Here is a 22037-nt window from a genome sequence, read left to right as displayed (position 1 = left end):
CCGCTGTGCCCCGGTCTCCGCGACCAGCACGCGATACGGCCCCTCGTCCGGCAGCCCACAAGCTCGCAGCGCCGCCGCCACTGCCGAGGGATCCGTACCCGGCACGGCGAGCAGCGCCCCCAACTCGTCCGCCGTCTGCCGCTCTTCGGCCCGCGACCGGACCCGCGCCTCCTGGCAGCGCCCCAGCACCGAGGCCAACTCGTGCAGCATGCGCGGCGGAGCGTCGTCCGGGTCGGGAAGGCAGAGGTGCCAGCGCTCGTACGGCGAGACCCCGTCGGCGTCGACGGGCAAGGCCTCCGCCAGCAGCGCGGCAGCCTCCCGTGCCGGTATCGCAGCCGCAGCCGGCGTCGCCGCGACGGTCCGCCCGGAGGGCGTGAGTACATAGGCGACGGCCCGTTCCAGGTGAGCGAAGGCCGTCGACACGATCGCCTCCGGCCCGGCGCCCTGCGCGGCCATACGACTCAGCCGCCCCCGCACGCTGTCCGGCAGCGCGTGCCGACGGCTCAACTCGCCCCACCGCCCGAGGTACACGGTGTCGGTGATCGCGCGGAACATGATGTGCGCCGGTACGGCCGCCAGCGGCACCCCGTGCCGCACACACGCCTCGACGAGATCGTCCGGCACCGAACCGTGCGTCTCCTCCCCCGCGAGCAGCGCGGCGGCCCCCGCACCACGCAGCGCGGACACGAACCGCTCGGCCCGCCCGGGCCCGTCCTCGGCGGACCACCACACCAGCCCACTCAGCACGACCTCGTCCCGGCGCACGAACCGCGCGGGGTCCTCCAGGTCGGTCACGGTCACTCCGCTGATCTCCCGCGCCAGCTGGGCGTCCTCGGCCCACAGCAGACGCAGGCCGAGGGACTCGTCCTGAAGGAGGTGTTCGACGTGCATGGTTCCGGCTCCTCGCATCTCGCATTCGCCAGGTGAACACGAGTGATTGCATGGTAAGTGCAAGACCAATCGGCCGAAACGCCTCTTGGTTGATCCTCCAGTGTCCGGCCGTGGAACGTCGGCGTTTCCGTGCTGTGAACCAGTCGCCCCGACCGGGTCCGCGTTGCTTCACTGGCGGTCATGGACCTGAACACGGTGGCCGAGATCCTCGACGCCCGGCAGCCGACACCCTGGCGGCCGGGCGACGCCTGGCTCGGCGGCGGCACGTATCTCTTCTCCGAGCCGCAACCGCACCTGCGCCGCCTGGTGGACCTGAGCCGCACCGGCTGGACGCCCGTCGAGCGCCTCCCGGACGGTTCCCTGGAGATCGCCGCGACCTGCACGATCGCCCAACTCTCCCGCTTCGCGAAGGAGTTGACGACCGCCGCGACCCCGCTCTTCGAGCAGTGCTGCCGCGCCTTCCTCGCCTCCTTCAAGATCTGGAACATGGCGACGGTCGGCGGCAACCTCTGCAACGCCCTCCCCGCGGGCCCGATGATCTCCCTCACCGCCGCGCTGGACGCCGAATGCCTCCTCCTGTCCCAGGACGGCGAACGCCGCCGGGTCCACGTCACCGACTTCGTGACCGGCGCCGGCCGCAAGGACCTGGCCGACGGCGAACTGCTCCGCTCGATCACCGTCCCGGCCCGCGCACTCGCCTCCCGTACGGCCTTCCGCCAGGCGTCGCTCTACGGCCTGGGCCGCTCCGGAGTCCTGGTCGTCGGCGCCCTGGACCCGCTGGACGGCTCACTCGCGCTGACGGTCACCGCTTCGACGGTCCGGCCGTTCCGCCAGCGGTTCCCGCTGCCGCCCACGGCCGAGGAACTGCGCACGGCGATCGCCTCCGCCGTCGCCGACGACGAGTGGTTCGACGACATCCACGGGCTGCCGGAATGGCGAGCGCACATGACGTTCCGGTACGCGGAGGAGATCCGCCGGGAGCTGGGAGAGACGGCAGCATGAAGATCGAGATCAATGGCCGCTCCTTCGCCGAAGACCCCCGCCCGGGTCAGTGTCTGCGCACATACCTCCGCGAGCGCGGCTGGTTCGGCGTGAAGAAGGGCTGCGACGCGGGCGACTGCGGCGCCTGCACGGTCCACGTCGACGGCGAACCGGTGCACAGCTGCCTCTACCCGGCCTTCCGCGCCGACGGCCGTACCGTCACCACGGTCGAGGGCCTGGCCGCCGAGGACGGTGAACTCCACCCGGTCCAGCGGAAGTTCCTCGACGCCCAGGGCTTCCAGTGCGGCTTCTGCACGGCCGGCTTCCTGATGACGACAGCCGCTCTCGACGAGGACCAACTCACCGATCTCCCCCGCGCGTTCAAGGGCAACCTCTGCCGCTGCACCGGCTACCGCGCCATCGAGGACGCGGTACGCGGCGTCTGCCACGCCGAGGCACCCGGCGCGGGCGAGGCGGTCGGCCGCAACCTCCCCGCCCCCGCAGGCCCCCAGGTCGTCACCGGCACCGCCCGCTACACCTTCGACATCGACATCCCCGACCTGCTCCACATGAAGCTCCTCCGCTCCCCGCACGCCCACGCCCGCATCACCGCCATCGACACCGCTGCTGCTCTCCAAGTCCCGGGCGTGCACGCCGTGTTCACCCACTACGACGCCCCCGAACGACACTTCTCCACCGCCCGTCACGAGCACCCCACTGAAGACCCCGACGACACCCGCGTCCTCGACGACACGGTCCGCTACGTCGGCCAGCGCGTCGCCGCCGTGGTCGCCGACAGCGAGGCCGCCGCCGAGGAGGGCTGCCGACGCGTCGAGGTGACGTACGAGATCCTGCCCGCGGTCCTCGACCCGGAGGAGGCGATGCGCCCCGGCGCCCCGGTCGTCCACGACAAGGACGCTGCCACGGCCCGCATTTCACGCCCCCAGGACAACGTGGTCGGCGAAGCACACGGCGAGATCGGCAGCGTGGAGGCAGGCTTCGCGGAAGCCGACGCCGTCTACGAGGACACTTACCGCACCCAGCGCGTCCAGCACGCCAGCCTGGAGACGCACGGCGCGGTGGTCTGGTTCGACGAGGACAACAGGCTGACGGTACGCACCAGTTCACAGACCCCGTTCCTGACCCGCCGCGCCCTCTGCGCGCTCTACGACCTCCCCGAGGAACAGGTGCGGGTGGTCGCCGGACGGGTCGGTGGCGGCTTCGGCGGCAAGCAGGAGATGCTCGTCGAGGACATCGTGGCCCTCGCGGTCCTGCGCCTGCGCCGCCCGGTGAAACTGGAGTACACCCGCGCCGAGCAGTTCTACGGCGCGACCACCCGCCACCCGTTCACCATCAACGTGAAGGCGGGCGCCCGCCGCGACGGCCAACTCACCGCACTCCAACTACGAGTTGTCTCCAACACCGGCGCCTACGGCAACCACGGCCCCGCCGTCATGTTCCACAGCGTCGGCGAGTCCATGGCCGTCTACCGCGCCCCGCACAAGAAGGTCGACGCCTTCTCCGTCTACACGCACACCGTCCCGGCCGGCGCCTTCCGGGGCTACGGCCTCGGCCAGGTGATGTTCGCCGTGGAGTCGGCCCTCGACGAACTCGCCCGCCAACTGGGCCTGGACCCGCTGGAGTTCAAGGCGAGGAACATCATCGGCCCGGGCGAGCCCATGCTCTCCCCCGGTGGCGAGGAGGAGGACCTGCACATCGCGAGCTACGGCCTCGACCAGTGCCTCGCGATCGTCCGCCGCGCCCAGGCGGAGCCGGTGACCCAACTCCCCCCGGACGGCTGGCTGGTGGGCGAGGGCACGGCCCTGGCGATGATCGCGACGGGCCCGCCCGGCGGCCACATCGCCGACGCGAAGGCGAGCCTCCTTCCCGACGGCGGCTTCGATCTCGCCGTGGGCACAGCCGAGTTCGGCAACGGAACCACCACGGTCCACCGCCAGATAGCGGCCGGTGAACTCGCCACCACCGTCGACCGGATCACCGTCCGCCAGTCCGACACGGACGTCGTACGCCACGACACGGGCGCCTTCGCCTCCACGGGCACGGTGGTGGCGGGCAAGGCCACCCTCCGCGCCTCCCGCGCCCTCGCCGACCAGCTGCTCGACTTCGCCGCCGCCCATCTGCAACTCCCGCGCGCGGACTGCCGGTTGGCCGAGGAAGCCGTACTGCACCCGGGCGGACGCCTCACCCTGAAGGAGCTGCACGCGGCGGGTGCGGCGGTCGGTGTGGAGTTCGCCGCCGACGGGCACTTCGGCGGGACGCCCCGCTCGGTGGCCTTCAACGCGCAGTGGTTCAGGGTCGCCGTGGACCCGGACACGGGCGAGATCCGCATCCTGCGCAGTGTGCACGCGGCCGACGCGGGCAAGGTGATGAACCCGATGCAGTGCCGGGGCCAGGTGGAGGGCGGGGTCGCCCAGGCGCTCGGCGCGACCCTCTTCGAGAACGTCCGCATCGACGAGCAGGGCGCGGTGGAGACGGCGGCCTTCCGGCGTTACCGGCTCCCGCAGTACGCGGACGTGCCGCGCACCGAGGTCCACTTCATGGAAACGGCGGACGCCATCGGTCCGTTGGGCGCCAAGTCGATGAGCGAGAGCCCCTTCAACCCGGTCGCGCCCGCCTTCGCCAACGCCCTGCGGGACGCGACCGGCGTCCGCTTCACCGAACTTCCGCTGACCCGCGACCGGGTGTGGCTGGCACTGGCCGACTCGCCCCGTACCCCCCGTCCACCCGTATCGCACTGATCCCACTGATGTGCCGGGCCCCGCAACGGTCCTGCGGAAGCACCAGTTGCGGTCCGGCACGGTCGAGCGGGGTGTCATCGATGCTCACAGCGAGCAGAACAGGGGCATGAGCGAAGTCGGGATCGATCTCGGCCCAGGACAGCAGCGCGTGGTGCCCGTCCGTACCGCTCACCGCGATGAGGAAGCGCAGCCGGTCCTTGCGGCGGACGGGGTCGAAGCCCGGACCGGCCGCGGACAGGACGTCGTAGAGCCGTGGTCCCGCGAAGCGGTGCACCTGGGTGCCGCTGGTGGCGCACTCGAAGCTGACCCGGACCCGGTGCAGCGGCCAGTTCAACAGGTCCGGCACGGTCAGCCGGGTGGGCCGGGCGAGGTCCCCCGTCAGGTCGAGCTGCGCGAGCGTCACGAGCCATCACCTCCCGGAATGTGGTACCCGGACGACACTCCCGTACAAACGCACATGCGCACCCCACAAGCGAACAGTGCAGCTCATGCGATGCGACAGGAGACTTATGCCTTGCAAATGCGGCAGTATCATCGCGGCACGGCCGTTGCGGTCGTCCAAGGGCGCGACAACCCCTTTCATGAGCCCCTTTCATGTTCATGAAGAGACCAGAGGAGTAGAACCGTGATGACCCGTTCCGCGCGTCGGACCCGCCGGACCCTGCAGGTTGCGGGGGCCGGAGCCGCCGCGCTGCTGGCCCTGAGCGCCTGCTCCTCCAGCGACGACTCGTCCTCCTCGAAGTCCGACTCCTCGGCGTCCGCGTCCCCGAAGATGTCCGGCACCGTCACCGTCTTCGCCGCCGCCTCGCTCAAGGAGTCCTTCACGACCCTGGGCAAGGAGTTCGAGACGGCGCACCCCGGCACCAAGGTCGCCTTCAACTTCGCCGGCAGCGACACCCTCGCCGCGAGCATCACCAGCGGTGCCCCGGCCGATGTGTTCGCCGCCGCGAGCCCCAAGACCATGGCGATCGTCACGGACAAGGGCGACGGTGTCGGCACCCCGGCCACGTTCGTGCGCAACCAGCTGGAGATCGCCACCCTGCCGGGCAACCCCGACAAGGTGACCTCCCTGAAGGACCTCACGAAGTCCTCGCTCAAGGTCGTCCTGTGCGACAAGACGGTGCCGTGCGGCGCGGCGGCCCAAAAGGCGCTCACCGCAAGCAAGTTGAAGCTCACCCCGGTGTCGTACGAGGAGGACGTCAAGTCCGCTCTCAACAAGGTGGTGCTGAAGGAGGCCGACGCCGCGGTCGTCTACAAGACCGATGTGCACGCCGCCGGCAGCAAGGTGGAGGGCGTGGAGTTCCCCGAGTCCGCCGACGCCATCAACGACTACCCGATCGTCCTCCTGAAGGACGCTCCCAACGCGGTCGCCGCCAAGGCGTTCATCGCGCTGGTGCAGTCCGCCGAGGGCCAGAAGGTGCTGTCCGCGGCGGGCTTCCTCAAGCCGTGACCCCGCTCGACACCTCCGACGCCGTGGCCGAGACCCTGAAGGGCGGGCCGCGGCGTCGCCGTGTCCGGACGACCGGAAGCAGGGTGCCGCTCCCCCTCCTCCTGCCCGCACTCGTAGGCCTGGCGTTCCTGCTCCTGCCCCTGATCGCCCTTCTCGTACGGGCCCCGTGGCGATCCCTGCCGAACCAGCTCACCAGCACGGAGGTCTGGCAGGCACTCCAACTCTCCCTGCTGAGCGCGACCTTGGCGACAGCCGTGTGCCTGGTCCTGGGCGTGCCACTCGCCTGGGTACTGGCCCGCACGGAGTTCCCCGGCCGCGGCTTCGTCCGAGCTCTGGTGACTCTCCCGCTGGTCCTGCCCCCGGTGGTGGGCGGCGTGGCGCTGCTCCTCGCCCTCGGCCGCAACGGCGTCGTGGGCCAGTGGCTGGACTCCTGGTTCGGCATCACCCTCCCCTTCACCACAACCGGCGTCGTGGTCGCGGAGGCGTTCGTCGCGATGCCGTTCCTGGTCATCAGCGTCGAGGGCACCCTGCGCGCCGCCGACCCCCGCTACGAGGAGGCCGCCCAGACCCTCGGCGCCTCCCGCTTCACCGCGTTCCGCCGGGTCACACTCCCCCTGATCGCCCCGGGCATCGCGGCGGGCTCGGTACTCGCCTGGGCCCGCGCGCTGGGCGAGTTCGGCGCCACGATCACCTTCGCCGGCAACTTCCCCGGCCGCACCCAGACCATGCCCCTCGCGGTCTACTTGGCCCTCCAGAACGACCCGGAAGCGGCGATCGCCCTCAGTCTGGTCCTGCTGGCCGTGTCGATCGCGGTCCTGGCGGGGCTCCGGGACCGCTGGATGACGACATCATGAACAACTTCATCACCACAGCCGAAGCGGGCCTCGACGCCCATCTCGTCGTGGACCGCGGCACCTTCCGCCTCGACGTCGAACTGACCGCCGCACCCGGCGACGTAGTCGCCCTGCTGGGCCCCAACGGCGCCGGAAAGACAACCGCGTTGCGGGCCCTGGCCGGCCTGGTCGGCCTGACGGACGGTCATCTACGGCTGGACGGCGCGGAGTTGGACCGTACGCCCCCGGAGTCCCGCCCGGTCGGCGTCGTCTTCCAGGACTACCTGCTCTTCCCGCACCTGACCGCCCTCGACAACGTCGGCTTCGGCCCCCGCTGCCAGGGCGCGACCAAGGCGGAGTCCCGCGCCATCGCCGCCGAGTGGCTGGACCACATGGGTCTCGCCGAGCACGCGGGCGCCAAGCCCCGCAGACTCTCCGGCGGCCAGGCCCAACGCGTCGCCGTGGCAAGGGCGTTGGCGACCCGCCCACGCCTGCTCCTCCTCGACGAACCCCTCGCCGCCCTGGACGCCCGCACCCGCCTCGACGTTCGGGCCCAACTCCGCCGCCATCTGGCCGAGTTCGAGGCGGTCGCCGTCCTGGTCACCCACGACCCGCTGGACGCCATGGTGTTGGCCGACCGGCTGGTCGTGATCGAGCAGGGCACGATCGTCCAGGAGGGCGCCCCCGCCGACATCGCCCGCCACCCGCGCACGGACTACATCGCCCAACTCGTCGGCCTCAACCTCTACAAGGGCCGGGCCGACGGCCACACGGTCACGCTCGACACCGGCCCCGTGATCACCACCACGGAGGATCTCCAGGGCGAGGTGTTCGTGGCGTTCCCACCGAGCGCGGTAACTCTCTTCCGGGACCGCCCCACCGGCGCCAGCGCCCGCAACCTCTGGCACTGCGAGGTAGCGGGCCTGGAAACCCACGGCGACCAGATCCGCGCAGACCTGACGGGCGAACTCCCCCTGGCAGCAGACCTGACAACACCCGCAGCAGCCGAACTGGACCTGCACCAGGGGGCGTTGATCTGGGCAACGGTCAAGGCAACCCAGACCCACTCATATCCCGCGTGAGCACCCGCGCCCCTTCTTTTAGGGGCGCGGGGAACTGCGCGACCAGCCACGACGGCGCCGCAGCCAAAAAAACTCAGTCCTCGTACGCATCCAACGGCGGGCAGGAACACACAAGGTTCCGGTCCCCAAACGCCTGGTCGATCCTGCGCACCGGCGGCCAGTACTTATCGGCAACGGAGACACCGGCCGGGAAAACAGCCTCCTCGCGCGAGTAAGCGTGCCCCCACTCCCCGCCCAACGCGGCAGCGGTATGCGGCGCGTTCCGCAGCGGATTGTCCTCGGCCGGCCACTCCCCCGCGCCGACCTTCTCGATCTCGCCGCGAATGGCGATCATCGCCTCGCAGAACCGGTCCAGCTCGATCAGGTCCTCGGACTCGGTAGGCTCGATCATCAGCGTCCCGGCCACCGGGAACGACATCGTCGGCGCGTGGAAGCCGTAGTCGATGAGCCGCTTGGCCATGTCGTCGACGCTGACACCGGTCGCCTTGCTGATCGGCCGCAGATCGATGATGCACTCGTGCGCGACAAGCCCGCCGGGCCCGGTGTAGAGCACCGGGTAGTGCGGTTCGAGCCGCTTGGCAATGTAGTTGGCGCTGAGCACCGCCACCTGCGTGGCCCGCTTCAGCCCCTCGCCACCCATGAGCCGGACGTACGCCCACGAGATCGGCAGGATCCCGGCCGAGCCCCACGGAGCCGCCGAGATCGGCCCAACTCCCGTCTCCGGCCCGGCCGCAGGCTGCAACGGGTGGTTCGGCAGATACGGCGCCAGATGCGCACGCACACCCACCGGCCCGACCCCCGGACCACCACCGCCGTGCGGAATGCAGAACGTCTTGTGCAGATTCAGATGCGAGACATCCCCACCGAAGTGCCCCGGCTTGGCAAGCCCCACAAGGGCGTTGAGGTTTGCACCGTCGACGTAGACCTGCCCGCCCGCCTCGTGCACCTGCGCGCAGATGTCGGCGACGTGCTCCTCGAACACCCCGTGCGTGGACGGGTAAGTGATCATCAGCACAGCGAGTTCATCGCGGTACTGCTCGATCTTCGCCCGCAGATCCTCGACGTCGATCTCGCCGTCCTCGGCGGTCTTCACGACGACGACCTTCATGCCGGCCATCACGGCGCTCGCGGCATTGGTCCCGTGCGCGGACGACGGAATCAGACACACGGTCCGCTGCTCGTCACCGTTGGCACGGTGGTATCCGCGTACGGCCAGCAGCCCGGCCAACTCGCCCTGCGAACCGGCGTTGGGCTGCAACGACACCTTGTCGTACCCGGTGACCTCGGCGAGCTGCTCCTCCAACTCCCGGATGAGCGTGAGGTATCCCTGTGCCTGCTCGGCGGGCGCGAAGGGGTGCAGCTGCCCGAACTCGGGCCAGGTGACCGGCTCCATCTCGGTGGTCGCGTTGAGCTTCATGGTGCAGGAGCCGAGCGGGATCATGCCCCGGTCGAGCGCGTAGTCCCGGTCGGCGAGCCGACGCAGGTACCGCAGCATCGCGGTCTCGGAACGGTGGTCCCGGAAGACGGGGTGCGTGAGGTACGCGTCGGTGCGCAGCAGCGCCTCCGGCAGCGTGTCCTCGGCGGACGCGTCGAGCGCCTCGATGTCGCCGTCGACCCCGAACGCGGTCCATACCGCGGCCAGTTGGGCACGGGTGGTGGTCTCGTCGCAGGCGATGGACACCCGGTCCGCGTCCACGAGGTGCAGGTTGACCCCGTCCTCGCGGGCGGCGGCGACGACCTCGGCGGCCCGGCCGGGAACACGCGCGGTCAGCGTGTCGAAGTAGCCGCCGTGCACGACCTCGACACCGCCGGCGGTGAGTCCCGCGGCGAGGATCGTGGCGTAGCGATGCGTCCGCCGCGCGATGCCCTTGAGCCCCTCGGGCCCGTGATAGACGGCGTACATGCCCGCCATCACTGCAAGAAGCACCTGGGCGGTGCAGATGTTGCTGGTGGCCTTCTCGCGGCGGATGTGCTGCTCGCGGGTCTGCAGGGCGAGGCGGTAGGCCTTGTGTCCGTCGGCGTCGACGGAGACGCCCACGAGCCGCCCGGGCAGGCTGCGCGCGAACTTCTCGTGCACGGCCATGTATCCGGCGTGCGGCCCGCCGAAGCCCATCGGCACTCCGAAGCGCTGCGTCGTACCGACCGCGATGTCCGCCCCCAGCTCGCCCGGCGACTTCAGCAGGGTCAGCGCGAGCAGATCGGCGGCGACGGTGACGAGCGCACCGAGCGCGTGCGCCTGCTCGATCAGCGGCTTGATGTCGCGTACGGCACCGGAGGCGCCCGGGTACTGCAGGAGCACGCCGTTGATCTCTCGCTCGGCGATCTCGGCCGGGATGCCCTCGCTGAGGTCGGCGACGACGACCTCGACACCGGCCGGCTCGGCACGGGTCTCGATGACGGCGATGGTCTGCGGCAGCGCGTCCGCGTCGACCAGGAAGAGGCCCTTCTTGTTCTTGCCCATACGCCGCGACAGGGCCACGGCCTCCGCGGCGGCCGTCCCCTCGTCGAGCAGCGAGGCACCGGAGGTCGGCAGCCCGGTGAGATCGGCGACCATGGTCTGGAAATTGAGGAGGGCTTCGAGCCGCCCCTGGGAGATCTCCGGCTGATACGGCGTGTAAGCCGTGTACCAAGCCGGGTTCTCCATGACATTGCGCAGGATCACGGGCGGGGTGAAGGTCCCGTAGTACCCGAGCCCGATCATCGAACCGAGGACCTCGTTGCGGTCCGCGAGGGAACGCAGCTCGGCCAGCACCTCGGCCTCGGTGCGGGCACCGGGCAGGTCCAGGGAGTCGGCGTTCTTGATCACATCGGGGACCGCGGCGGCCGTGAGCTCGTCGAGCGAGCCGTAGCCGACCTGCGCGAGCATCTTGGCCCGCGCTTCCTGGTCGGGACCGATGTGGCGCTGCTCGAACGGGATGCCCTGTTCGAGCACGGAGAGCGAAGTGCGAGGGGCGGTCATTAGGGAGGCCTCCTGGTCGGACACGACCTTCGAGGGCACCACGACAGTGGGGTGCCGGACGGCCTCCCCCTCTGTCATCTCAACCTGAGAGCTTCACCGGCCACCCGAAGGTCACCGGCTTTCACCGTCGGTGAGAGCGGGGGCCGTCGCCGGCACCCGCCCTGCTTTCCAGAGTGACCTCGTCCGTGCGGTACGTGAGCCTGAGAGATTCCGGGGAGGATTTGCTCCTTCGGCGCCTCCGATGAAGTCTGGAGGACTCTCCCGCACGGGGTCAGCAGCCGTTCGCCAGCCTACCAGCGAGCACTGTCGCCCAGCTTTCGAGTGGCCACCGGCCCGAATGTGCTCTTTTGTAGAGTTTACGGATGAGTTGCGACCAGGAGGAGGGCCCGTGCAGACCGATATCGATCCGCGCAACCTGATCGGCCGCAAGGCGTTCGACCGCACCGGCGCCAAAATCGGCACGATCGACGAGGTCTACCTCGACGACGCGACCGGCGTACCGGAGTGGGCGGCCATACGCACCGGCCTGTTCTCCAGAGACGCCTTCGTCCCCCTGGAGCCCAGCGAACTGATCGAGGGCACCCTGCACATCCCCTTCGACCGCTCCCTGATCAAGGACGCCCCCGACTTCGGCGTGGGCCGCCACCTCTCCCCCGACCAGGAACTCCAGCTCTACCACCACTACGGCCTCGACGTGGCCCCACCGCCCTCCCTCCCGGACCGCGACTTCGGCAGACTGGCGGGCTCGGACGACAGCTGAGCCGAAGCGGCGGGAGGGTCGGCGGGTCTTCGATTCTCCGGGGGCGGCGCGCTGGGCTGAGCGCCCGCGTCTGACGGCAGTGATCGGACTACCAGGCCGCCATCGGAACCCGGCTCCGCCAACTGCCCTGGCGCCACGGCCAGTTCGCCCTCGTCTCGCTTCACCAACGGCAGCGGCTCCGCCGGCTCCAGCTCGGGATCGTCGGTCCGGAACGTCCGCACCCGCCCGGGCCCCGCGTCCTCCGGCGTCTCAAACCGCACGGTGACCCGCCCCAGCCCGCTGCCCTGCACCCACCCGTGCCCGAACCCGGAGTGGTGAACGTCGTGGCCAGCGGGCCAGCGCCGCTCCACGGGCGCCGTCTGCTCCCTGCCGTCCTCCTGCTCCGTGTGCTCCTCCTCAAGCAGGTCGACCTGCTCCCCGGCCGCCTGCGCGAACAGGTCCTCCTGCGTGTAGTCGGCGAGCCCCGAGACCCCCACCCCGAGCAGCCGCACCCCGCCCGTGGTGTCCACGGAGTCCAGCAACCGGGCCGCAGCCTCCCGCACCACCCCGGGGTCGTCGGTGGGCCCACGCAGCGTCTCGGAGCGGGTCAGCGTGGAGAAGTCGTAGCGCCGCACCTTGAGCACGATGGTCCGCCCCGACAGCCCGGCGCCCCGCAGCCGCCGCACACACCGGTCGGCGAGGCGCTGCACCTCCAGGCCCACCCGGATCCGGTCGTGGATGTCCACGTCGTAGGTGTCCTCGACCGACACCGACTTGGTCTCCCGCTCGGCCACCACGGGCCGCACGTCGTGCGCCAGCGCCATCGCGTACAGCGCGTGCCCGTGCGCCTTGCCCACCAGCCGTACGAGTTCGTCCTCGCCCGCCTCGGCGATCTCGTCGACCGTGGTGATCCCGGCCCGGCGCAGATGGTCGCCCGTCGCCGGTCCGACCCCCGGCAGCGTGCGCACCGACAACGGCCCCAGCAACGCCCGCTCGCTCCCCGGCTCGATCAGCACCAGCCCGTCGGGCTTGGCCCGCTCGGAGGCGATCTTCGCGAGCATCTTGGACGCGGCGAGGCCGACCGAGCCCGTGAGCCCCGTGACCGCCCGTATGTCGGCGCGCAGCCGCTCCCCGGCCCGCCGCGCCGACTCGGCGTCCCAGGCCGCCTCGCCGGCCTCCAGGTCCACGAACGCCTCGTCCAGGCTCAGTGGCTCCACAAGCGGCGACAGCGCCCGCAGCAACGCCATCACCTGCTCGCTGATCGACCGGTAGAACCCGAACCTCGGCACGAGATACGCGGCATTCGGAGCGAGCCTGCGCGCCTGGGCCATGGGCATCGCCGAGTTCACCCCGAAGACCCGTGCCTCGTACGACGCGGTGGCCACCACCCCGCGCGGCCCGAGCCCGCCCACGACGACGGCCTTCCCGCGCAGGCTCGGCTTGGACGCCTGCTCCGCCGAGGCGAAGAAGGCATCCATGTCGAGATGCAGGATCGTGGGCGCGGTTCTCACATCTCCGATGCTGCCCTACGCCACTGACAATGCCCCGCTACGGCTCCCGCCGGGCCCTCAGACGGCCCGGTTGCGCCGCCTGGCCAGCTCGTCGGCGGGGTTGGACCCGACGAGCGTCTCGCCGGTGTCGACGCGCTCCCCGTGCAGCTGCGACAGGGCGCTCTCGACATCCCGCCACACCACGCCCACGGCGATCCCGAAGACACCCTGGCCGCCCTGGAGCAGCGCGTGGACCTCGTCCGGCGACGTGCACTCGTAGACCGTGGCGCCGTCGCTCATCAGCGTCATGCGCTCCAGGTCGCGGAAGTCGCACTCCCTCAGGTGCAGAACGGCGCTGCGGATGTTCTGCAGCGACACACCCGTGTCGAGGAACCGCTTGACGATCTTCAGGACGACCACGTCCCGGAAGCTGTAGAGCCGCTGCGTCCCCGACCCGTGTGCGGGCCGCACGCTGGGCTCCACGAGCCCGGTGCGTGCCCAGTAGTCCAGTTGCCGATAGGTGATGCCGGCCGCCGCACAGGCCGTAGGGCCCCGGTAGCCGATCTGCTCGGACGCCATGGACGTCGCCCCTCCGCTGCTCGGCACGGCAGTGGGTCGATGCAAAGCGTGATCGGCCGCACTGCCATGAAGCGGGTACGGGCCACTGTCCCCGAAACTGCGTTCCGGGGCACCCCCAGCCGTACCGTCGCCGCTGCTTCTCACGCCGACCTCCGTCCTTGACCTGCCTTCTCGACGGTAGGCAGTCACCAGGGGTGCGTCAACGATCGCCACGCTAGGCACGCCGAGTGATAATCACCCTAGGAGTGGTTTCCCGTACCCCACCGCGGGGAAAGGCTAGCCGAATGCGCTCGCGGGGAGCCGCAGGACGCTCACACACGCCGGTGGCAAATGCCAGCATTTCTCTACCGGCTGTCGATCTCACTGGCTGTTGGTGCCGAAGTCCTCGGGCGAGATCTGGTCGAGGAACTCGCGGAACTTCTCCACCTCGTCCTCCTGCTCGTCCGGGATCGCGATGCCCGCGTCGTCGAGGACGCCGTCGCTGCCGTAGATCGGCGTCCCGGTGCGCAGTGCCAGCGCTATGGCGTCGGACGGGCGGGCGCTCACCTCGACTCCGCTGGCGAACACCAGCTCGGCGTAGAAGACGCCCTCACGCAGATCCGTGATGCGCACTTCGGTCAGCTCCTGGCCGACGGCCTCCAGCACGTCCTTGAACAGGTCGTGCGTCAGCGGTCGTGCGGGGGCCATGCCCTGCTGCGCGAAGGCGATCGCAGTCGCCTCCCCGGGCCCGATCCAGATGGGGAGGTAGCGATCGCCTCCCACTTCACGCAGGAGCACGATCGGTTGGTTGGAGGGCATTTCGACCCGGACACCTACGACATCGAGCTCGTTCACACAGCAACCCTAGGCCGTGCCCGGGACGTTTGGGTAGTCGGGCCGAGAACGGGTGACCGATCAGGCCGCCGGGATCCCGCCCGGCTCAGGGCAGGCGCACACCGAGCGCGGTCTGCACCAGCGCGGCGTGCAGCTTCACCGTGAGCCCCGCCAGCTCCTTCGTACGGGCCTCCGCGTGGGCCCTGGTCTGCGGATTGCGGTGCCGCTTCAGCGGCGCGACGACCTGGTCGACGAGCCCGGCCTCGCGGTCCGCGGCGGCCTTCATCGCGCGCAGGTGCCGGGGTTCGATCCCGAACCGCCCCAACTCCAGTACGAGCCCGGCCACGGTGACGGCTTCGGCGTCGTACACGCCGTCCGGCAGTGGAGCGATGAGCCCGTACGACTCCCACTCGTCGAGTTCCTGCTCAGCGATCCCGGCCGCGGCCAGCAGCTCGGCCCGCCCGATCCGGGCCGCCGTGGGCCCCTCCACGGGCTCCAGGACGACTTCGCCGTCGCGCTGACGGCCCACGGTGGGCAGCGGGGCGGCCTCCCCGCGCTCCATGGCGTCGAGGTGCTCACGGATCACCTTGAGCGGCAGATAGTGGTCCCGCTGCATCCTCAGGACATGACCGAGGCGTTCGACGTCGGCGGGGCTGAACTTGCGGTAGCCGGAAGGGGTCCGCTGCGGCTCGATGAGCCCCTCCGACTCCAGGAAACGGATCTTGGAGATGGTGACTTCGGGGAACTCGTCGCGCAGCGTGTTCAGCACCGTGCCGATGCTCATCAGCCCGGTGTCCGCGGCGGCGGTACCGTGCCCGGCACCGCCGCTCGGTGTTTGAAGCATGGACCTTCCTGGGGGAATCCCCCGGACACAGTCCGAGGGAGGGTCAGTAACCCCGCTGGCTCGCGTAGAACACCAGCCGGTACTTGCCGATCTGCACCTCGTCGCCGTTCGCCAGCGGGACCGAGTCGATGCGCTCACGGTTGACGTACGTGCCGTTCAGGCTGCCGACGTCGGCGACCGTGAAGGAACCGTCGGCACCGCGCCGGAACTCCACATGACGGCGCGAGACCGTCACGTCGTCCAGGAAGATGTCGCTCTGCGGATGACGGCCGGCCGTGGTCAACTCGCCGTCCAGCAGGAAGCGGCTGCCCGAGTTCGGACCGCGACGCACCACCAGGAGCGCCGAGCCCAACGGCAGCGCGTCGACGGCCGCCTGAGCCTCCGGGGAGAGCGTCGGCATCTGCGTCTGACCGGTCACCTCGGCGTCGTAGGCCTCAAGACCGGAGATGGAGATGGTGGAGGTCGTCTCGGACGCACGCTCCGGGGTCACGCCGGGGCGCAGTGGCGCACCACAGTTGGAACAGAAGCGGCTGTTCTCCGCGTTGCGGTTACCGCACCTCGTACACACCAGGGCCGACATAGGGGAAAACCCTCCACCCGTACTTGAGGTTGACGGTTGCCCGAAACCTATGTCGCCGGACTGCGCAGGGTCAACCGACGGCGCGCCCTGACCAGCGACCTGGTCACGGAACAGCGGGCGCTGGCCCTCCGCGTCCGGTTGTGCGCGATGGCGAGCGGTCTGATTGTCGCTGCTCTCTTTCGCACTCTTGCCGAACAACTTCGCAAACAACTTCACGGGCGATTCCCCTTGACCGAAACAGACCCGCCCGTGGGGCAGGACGAACCCTGATTGAACACACCGGTCGACCCGGACATCCTCACAACGTCCGTATCCACCAGACAGTTTCCACCACGCACCACCCAATCGGTGCGTCGACCCCCCGCAACCTCATGCCCTCGCCGGACGGTCCCCATGCACCCCCGGTTCACCGGGAGGACGACCGAGCGTAGTCAGGCTGCTTCGCGGCCCGCAAGGCATCGACGACGATCTTGCTCGACCGCCCGACGGTAACGGTGGCCTGCTCCTTCTCAAGAGTCTGCACCACACCTCCAGGGATGTTGAGCGCCGGTTCGAGATCCTGCGGCTTGCCGATGACCTTGAAACGATAGGGGGCGTTGATCTTGTTCCCGTCGACACTCACGCTCTTGTCGGAGTCCGTCAGATAGGTGCCGGCCACCACACGCACACCGTTCACCTGGATCGCCTCCGCGCCGGCCGCGCGCAACTCCTGGACCGCATCGAGCAACATGTCCGCCTCGACCGTTCCCTTCGTGTCGTCGATGGTGATCGTGATGCCGGGTCCCTGCGCGGCCACGGTGCCCGCCAGAATGCCGAGTTGCTTCTCCTTCTCGGCCGTCTGCTTGCGGGCCTCCTCGGCCTGGTCGGAGCTGTTCTCCAGCTCGTCGCGCTGTTTCTGCAGACCCTGCTTCTCGTCCTCAAGACGCTGAGTACGGTCGTCCAGTTCATCGAGAATGCGCACAAGATCTTCCTGCCGGGCCCCACGCAGCGCACTGTCGCTGTTGCTGTTCGAGGCGACCTGCACGGCCAGCCCGAAGCCGAGGCCGAACAGCAGCACGGCGACGATGAGTTGGGCCCTGCTGGCGCGTGGCGGCCACAGCCCCTGCACCAGCCGCCGCCGACCCGTGACAGTGGGAGCGGACTTCTCCTCGGCGACCGGCGCCTCCGAAGAAGCAGACGCCGACACCTCTTCGGGCAGTTCCCTGCGCAGCCTGTTCTCCGGCTGCTCGTCCTCGCGACTCATCTACCTCACGCCCGGAAGACGTGCCGGCGAATGGCTGCGGCGTTGGAGAAGATCCGGATACCGAGAACGACCACGACACCCGTGGACAGTTGGGCGCCGACGCCCAACTTGTCGCCCAGGAACACGATCAGCGCGGCCACGACCACGTTCGACAGGAACGACACCACGAAGACCTTGTCGTCGAAAATCCCGTCGAGCATCGCCCGCAGACCACCGAAGACGGCGTCGAGCGCCGCGACGACGGCGATCGGCAGATAGGGCTCGACGACCACCGGCACCTCAGGCCGGACCAGGATTCCGGCCACCACTCCCACGATGAGGCCCAGTACGGCGATCACGATGTGCCCTTCTCAGTTCTCGGCTGTGCTGTACGTACGATCACACTCGGCGCGGCGGGCAGCCGGAGATCGCTCTCCACGGCGATGGTCGCCCTGATGCCGTAGTTGTCTTCCAGAGCGTTCAGATAGAGCCCGTCGGCACCGTTCTGGAACCTCGTGCTCAGATGTTGACCGTCCCCCACCGCGAGCACCGTATAAGGCGGCACCAGTGGCCTGTTGTCGACCAGTATCGCGTCACCCGCGGCCCTGATCGCGGACAGCGCCGTCAACCGCTGCCCGTTGACGGAGACCGCCTCGGCGCCCGCCGCCCACAGCCCGTTGACGACGCGCTGCATGTCACGGTCGCGCACCCGGCCGGTGTCGGAGAAGTCCGCGGTCTCGCGCGGGTTGTCGCCCCCACCGCTGCTGGCTTCCTTCGCGTCGTCGACGACGAGCTTCACACCGGGACCGTGCACCGCGGTGGCACCGGACAACATGCTCACCAGGTCCGCCTGGCCGCTGCCGCCGCTCGTCTTCAACGCCGCCCGCTGCCGCGCGCTCACGTCGTCCCGGAGCGTGTCGACGGTGCCTTCCAGCTTGTCCGCCGACTTGGTCTCTTTGTCGATACGGTCGATCAGTTCCTGGCGCTCCTTGGCCACCACGGGTGCGGCCACCCGCGCCTGCGCCGCTCCCAGGGTCACGACAAGGGCCGCCAGCACCAGGCCGGCGGCGAGACCGAGCTTCGCCCGGAGGGTCTTCGGCATGCCGCTCTCGCCCGCGGCCTTCTTCCGGGCGGCTGCCTCGGCGTAACCGTCGTCGAGGCTGTGGTCCATGACGTTGGTGAGCAGCGACATGGATGCGTCCGGACGCGAAGGACGCGTGGGTGTGCTCCGAACGGGGGGCTGCTGCGGCATGCCGCACATCGTCGCACGTGGTGGCCTGTACCTCCGAATGGCCCCACCGGCGTGCCGGACAGGCCCCCTTGGGGAGGCATGTCCGGCACGCGCGCGTGCTCCGTGTTTTACCGTCCGGCGCTGTCCACGACCGCCGACCACTCGTCCAACAGGGCCTGCGCAGAGGCGTCGTCGGGCCCTTCGGCCCACAGATGAGTGACCGCTTCGGCCGGGTCGGGCAACACCATCACCCAGCGCCCGTCGGTCTCCACCACCCGCACACCGTCCGTCGTATCGACAAAGCGATCACCGGCCGCTTCCACGACCCGGCGCATCACAAGTCCCTTGACGGCCCAGGGAGTCGCAAGGTCCCTCTTCAGGACGTGTGCCCGGGGAATCCGGGCGTCGATCTGGCTCAGCGTGAGTTGCGTCCGTGCCACCAGCCCGATGAGTCGTACGAAGGCGGCGGCACCGTCGAAGACACTGCTGAACTCCGGAATGATGAACCCGGCCTTGCCGTCTCCGCCAAAGATCGTCGTCTCATCACGCCCGACCCTGGTCAGATCGTCCGGCGAGGTCGTCGTCCACTCGACCTGCGTCCCGTGATAGGCCGCCACCTGCTCGGCGATCCTCGTAGTGGTCACCGGCAGCGCCACCCGCCCGCTGCGCCGCTCCGCGGCCACCAGGTCGAGCATCACGAGCAGCGCCCGGTCGTCCTCGACGATCCGCCCCTTCTCGTCGACGAGCGACAACCGCTCACCGACCGGGTCGAACCGCACCCCGAACGCGGCCCGCGCGGAGGCCACGATCTCGCCGAGCCGCACCAGCCCAGACCGCCGCGTATCAGCGGTCTCCGTCGGCCTGGACTCGTCGAGACCGGGATTGATCGTCAGCGAATCCACACCGAGCTTGCCAAGCAGGCTGGGCAGCACGAGCCCGGCACTGCCGTTCGACGCGTCCACCACGACCTTCAGGCCGGAGTCCGCGATCCCGGTCGTGTCGACATTCCGCAACAAAGACCCGGTGTACGAGTCGAAGACGCTGGCCGGGAAGTGCAGGTCCCCGATCTCACCGGGGAACGCACGCCGGTACTCCTGCCGCGCGAACACTCGGTCCAGCTTGCGCTGACTCCCCTGCGAGAGGTCGGCACCCTGACTGTCGAAGAACATGATGTCGACGGAGTCCGGCACCCCGGGTGTGGTCCGGATCATGATCCCGCCGGCACTCCCCCGCGCGGTCTGCTGCCGGGCCACGGGCAGCGGTACGTTCTCCAGGTCCCGTACGTCGATGGCGCTGGTCTGCAAGGCTGAGATGACCGCCCGCTTGAGCGCACGGGCGCCTCGGGAGTGGTCTCGGGCCGTGGTGACCGTGGAGCCCTTCTTGAGGGTCGTGGCGTAGGCGCCGGCGAGACGCACCACGAGTTCCGGTGTGATCTCCACGTTCAGGATCCCGGACACACCACGAGCGCCGAAAAGGTGCGCCTGCCCTCTGGACTCCCAGATGACCGACGTGTTGACAAAGGCACCGGCTTCGATCGTCTTGAACGGGTAGACCCGCACATTGCCCTGCACGATCGATTCTTCACCGATCAGGCACTCGTCACCGATGACCGCGCCGTCCTCGATCCGGGCCGCTCGCATGATGTCGGTGTTCTTTCCGACGACACAGCCACGCAGATTGCTGTGCTGACCCACGTACACGTTGTCGTGTACGACGGTCCTGTCCAGAAAAGCCCCGGCCTTCACGACGACGTTCGAACCGATGACGGTGTACTCGCGGATTTCCGCGCCGGCCTCGACCTTGGCGTAGTCCCCGATGTACAGCGGCCCGCGAAGAACCGCGTCGGGGTGCACCTCGGCACCCTCGGCCACCCACACGCCAGGCGACAGCTCGAAGCCGTCGATCTCGACGTCGACCTTGCCCTCCAGGACATCGGCCTGCGCCTTCACATAGCTCTCGTGAGTGCCGACGTCCTCCCAGTAGCCCTCGGCGACAAAGCCGTAGACCGGCTTGCCCTCCTTCATCAGCTGCGGGAAGACATCGCCGGACCAGTCGACGGGAACGTCGGCCTCGACATAGTCGAAGACCTCGGGCTCCATCACATAGATGCCCGTGTTCACCGTGTCCGAGAAGACCTGACCCCAGGTCGGCTTCTCAAGGAAACGCTCGACCTTTCCTTCTTCGTCGACGATGGTGATGCCGAATTCCAGCGGATTGGGCACCCGGGTCAGACAGACCGTGACCAGCGCGCCCTTTTCCTTGTGGAAATTGATCAGTTCGGTGAGGTCGAAGTCAGTCAGGGCATCACCGGAGATGACGAGGAAGGCATCGTCCTTCAACGCCTCTTCGGCGTTCTTGACGCTTCCGGCGGTACCGAGTGGCTTCTCCTCATTGGCATACGAGAGCTCCATGCCGAGCTCTTCGCCGTCACCGAAGTAGTTCTTGACCAGCGAGGCCAGGAACTGCACGGTGACTACGGTCTCATTGAGCCCATGCCTTTTGAGCAGCCTCAGCACGTGCTCCATGATCGGTCGATTGACCACGGGCAACAGTGGCTTGGGCATGCTTGAGGTCATGGGGCGAAGGCGTGTGCCTTCGCCTCCGGCCATCACGACGGCCTTCATGTCGGAAGCGTCCTCCTCTGAGAGACGACGGTCTAGCCGACTTCACCAGTCCAGATTGTCCCGCACTTTTGCGCAGCGGGCCATCGAGCGACTGTTACCGCCCCATCGGCAAGGTCAGTCGGCCGTGGCATCCGCACGCAGCAGGCGGCGGACTTGTACCACGTAGAGGACTCCTGCCCACCAGTACAGCGTTGTACCCCATCCGGCGAACGCCCATCCGAAAATCGCTGCGAGTGACGGAAGCCATCCGCTTCCGTCACTGAGCAACAGCAACGGGAACGCGTACATCAGGTTGAACGTCGCGGCCTTACCCAGGAAGTTCACCTGGAGCGGCGGATAGCCGTGCCGCCTGAGGATGCCCACCACTACCAACAGAACCAGCTCCCGCGCCAGCAGTGCAGCGGTCAACCAGATTGGCAGAATCTCGCGCCAGGTGAGTCCGACGAGAGTCGAGAGAATATAGAGCCGGTCCGCGGCGGGATCAAGAAGCCGGCCAAGGCTGCTGATCTGGTTCCAGCGCCGCGCGAGCTTTCCGTCCAGGTAGTCACTGATCCCGCTCAGCATCAGCACCAGGAGCGCCCAGCCGTCGCTCTTGGGGCCTCCGAACTCGGGCCTGAGGATCAACCACAGGAAGATGGGTACGCCGACGAGGCGCGCCATGCTGAGGATGTTCGGGATGGTGAGCACCCGGTCTGTCTGGACGCGGGTCTCCTGGACCTCCACCCGGGGGCCTCCTGTGGGAAAACGTGCCGACGATGCCCCCTGACCCTACCCCAACGCAAAAAAGCTCTGGCTCTTGGGCTGTGTGCCCAAGAGCCAGAGCTCTAAAAGGAGTTCGGCGGCGTCCTACTCTCCCACAGGGTCCCCCCTGCAGTACCATCGGCGCTGTAAGGCTTAGCTTCCGGGTTCGGAATGTAACCGGGCGTTTCCCTCACGCTATGACCACCGAAACACTATGAA

Annotated in this window: 19 protein-coding genes, 1 rRNA gene and 1 riboswitch; of the genes, 6 read left to right on the top strand and 14 right to left on the bottom strand. The window is 69.0% G+C overall.

Going from position 1 to position 22037, the window contains the following annotated elements; translation table 11 throughout:
- A partial coding sequence (locus R6V09_RS17460) for a PucR family transcriptional regulator ligand-binding domain-containing protein (protein ID WP_317882334.1) occupies positions 1–891 on the bottom strand: 891 nt, incomplete at its 3' end.
- Positions 892–1071: 180 nt separating this feature from the next.
- On the opposite strand from R6V09_RS17460, the gene R6V09_RS17455 reads away from it, so the two are divergent.
- Together R6V09_RS17455 and R6V09_RS17450 are read left to right on the top strand one after the other, a co-directional pair.
- The gene (locus tag R6V09_RS17455; RefSeq protein WP_317882333.1) at positions 1072–1893 is read left to right on the top strand and encodes an FAD binding domain-containing protein; all 822 of its coding nucleotides are present in this window, start codon (positions 1072–1074) and stop codon (positions 1891–1893) included.
- Positions 1890–4631, top strand: coding sequence for a molybdopterin-dependent oxidoreductase (locus R6V09_RS17450; RefSeq protein ID WP_317882332.1), 2742 nt, complete (start codon positions 1890–1892; stop codon positions 4629–4631). Before R6V09_RS17455 ends, R6V09_RS17450 begins: the two co-directional genes overlap by 4 nt.
- Here R6V09_RS17450 and R6V09_RS17445 read toward each other — a convergent pair.
- Complete coding sequence (locus R6V09_RS17445) at positions 4546–5034, bottom strand: molybdopterin-dependent oxidoreductase (RefSeq protein WP_317882331.1); 489 nt, start codon at positions 5032–5034, stop codon at positions 4546–4548. The two genes, R6V09_RS17450 and R6V09_RS17445, sit on opposite strands and share 86 nt — an antisense overlap.
- Before the next feature lie 225 nt (positions 5035–5259).
- Between R6V09_RS17445 and modA the strand changes: the two genes are divergently transcribed.
- Genes modA through R6V09_RS17430 form a run of 3 tightly spaced genes read left to right on the top strand, consistent with a single transcriptional unit; the run spans position 5260 to position 7996 of the window.
- Entirely contained in the window at positions 5260–6081 is an 822-nt protein-coding gene (gene modA / locus R6V09_RS17440; protein WP_317882330.1) for a molybdate ABC transporter substrate-binding protein, read from the top strand.
- Positions 6078–6935 carry a molybdate ABC transporter permease subunit gene (gene modB / locus R6V09_RS17435; protein ID WP_317882329.1) on the top strand — a complete coding sequence of 286 codons (858 nt, stop codon included), beginning with the start codon at positions 6078–6080 and terminating at the stop codon, positions 6933–6935. Before modA ends, modB begins: the two co-directional genes overlap by 4 nt.
- Entirely contained in the window at positions 6932–7996 is a 1065-nt protein-coding gene (locus R6V09_RS17430) for an ABC transporter ATP-binding protein (protein ID WP_317882328.1), read from the top strand. Before modB ends, R6V09_RS17430 begins: the two co-directional genes overlap by 4 nt.
- Positions 7997–8069: 73 nt before the next feature.
- Here the strand turns inward: R6V09_RS17430 and gcvP are convergent, their stop codons facing one another.
- On the bottom strand, positions 8070–10955 hold the full coding sequence (gene gcvP, locus R6V09_RS17425; RefSeq protein ID WP_317882327.1) for an aminomethyl-transferring glycine dehydrogenase: 2886 nt from the start codon (positions 10953–10955) through the stop codon (positions 8070–8072).
- Between the two features lie 178 nt (positions 10956–11133).
- Positions 11134–11229, bottom strand: a riboswitch (glycine riboswitch).
- 114 nt (positions 11230–11343) lie between these two features.
- On the opposite strand from gcvP, the gene R6V09_RS17420 reads away from it, so the two are divergent.
- Positions 11344–11715, top strand: coding sequence for a PRC-barrel domain-containing protein (locus R6V09_RS17420; protein WP_317882326.1), 372 nt, complete (start codon positions 11344–11346; stop codon positions 11713–11715).
- On the opposite strand, the gene R6V09_RS17415 is transcribed toward R6V09_RS17420, so the two are convergent.
- The 11 genes from R6V09_RS17415 to rrf form a co-directional block, all read right to left on the bottom strand.
- The gene (locus R6V09_RS17415; RefSeq protein WP_317882325.1) at positions 11637–13205 is read right to left on the bottom strand and encodes a DNA polymerase IV; all 1569 of its coding nucleotides are present in this window, start codon (positions 13203–13205) and stop codon (positions 11637–11639) included. The genes R6V09_RS17420 and R6V09_RS17415 overlap by 79 nt on opposite strands.
- 57 nt (positions 13206–13262) lie before the next feature.
- On the bottom strand, positions 13263–13907 hold the full coding sequence (locus R6V09_RS17410) for a MerR family transcriptional regulator (protein ID WP_317882324.1): 645 nt from the start codon (positions 13905–13907) through the stop codon (positions 13263–13265).
- 216 nt (positions 13908–14123) lie between these two features.
- Positions 14124–14597 (bottom strand): bifunctional nuclease family protein, encoded by a 474-nt coding sequence (locus tag R6V09_RS17405; protein ID WP_006123076.1) that lies wholly within the window; start codon positions 14595–14597, stop codon positions 14124–14126.
- Positions 14598–14682: 85 nt separating this feature from the next.
- Entirely contained in the window at positions 14683–15420 is a 738-nt protein-coding gene (gene ftsR / locus R6V09_RS17400) for a transcriptional regulator FtsR (protein ID WP_317882323.1), read from the bottom strand.
- 43 nt (positions 15421–15463) lie between these two features.
- Positions 15464–16345, bottom strand: a complete 882-nt coding sequence (locus tag R6V09_RS17395; RefSeq protein WP_317882322.1) for an FHA domain-containing protein — start codon at positions 16343–16345, stop codon at positions 15464–15466.
- Between the two features lie 61 nt (positions 16346–16406).
- Positions 16407–17243, bottom strand: coding sequence for a DUF881 domain-containing protein (locus tag R6V09_RS17390; protein ID WP_317882321.1), 837 nt, complete (start codon positions 17241–17243; stop codon positions 16407–16409).
- Between the two features lie 5 nt (positions 17244–17248).
- Complete coding sequence (locus tag R6V09_RS17385; RefSeq protein ID WP_019059351.1) at positions 17249–17581, bottom strand: small basic family protein; 333 nt, start codon at positions 17579–17581, stop codon at positions 17249–17251.
- A complete protein-coding gene (locus R6V09_RS17380; RefSeq protein ID WP_317882320.1) occupies positions 17578–18414 on the bottom strand; it encodes a DUF881 domain-containing protein in 837 nt (278 codons plus the stop codon). The genes R6V09_RS17385 and R6V09_RS17380 overlap by 4 nt, the downstream gene beginning before the upstream one ends.
- Positions 18415–18581: 167 nt before the next feature.
- Entirely contained in the window at positions 18582–21077 is a 2496-nt protein-coding gene (locus R6V09_RS17375; protein WP_317882319.1) for a mannose-1-phosphate guanyltransferase, read from the bottom strand.
- Positions 21078–21191: 114 nt separating this feature from the next.
- Positions 21192–21800: a CDP-alcohol phosphatidyltransferase family protein gene (locus R6V09_RS17370; RefSeq protein ID WP_317882318.1), complete on the bottom strand. Its 609-nt coding sequence runs from the start codon at positions 21798–21800 to the stop codon at positions 21192–21194.
- A gap of 110 nt (positions 21801–21910) precedes the next feature.
- Positions 21911–22027 (bottom strand): 5S ribosomal RNA (gene rrf / locus R6V09_RS17365).
- Positions 22028–22037 lie beyond the last annotated feature (10 nt).

The organism is Streptomyces sp. W16 (assembly GCF_033194735.1).
GTDB lineage: Bacteria > Actinomycetota > Actinomycetes > Streptomycetales > Streptomycetaceae > Streptomyces.
Note: the sequence above shows the minus strand (reverse complement) of the source record. Positions and strands in the feature narration are given on the sequence as shown.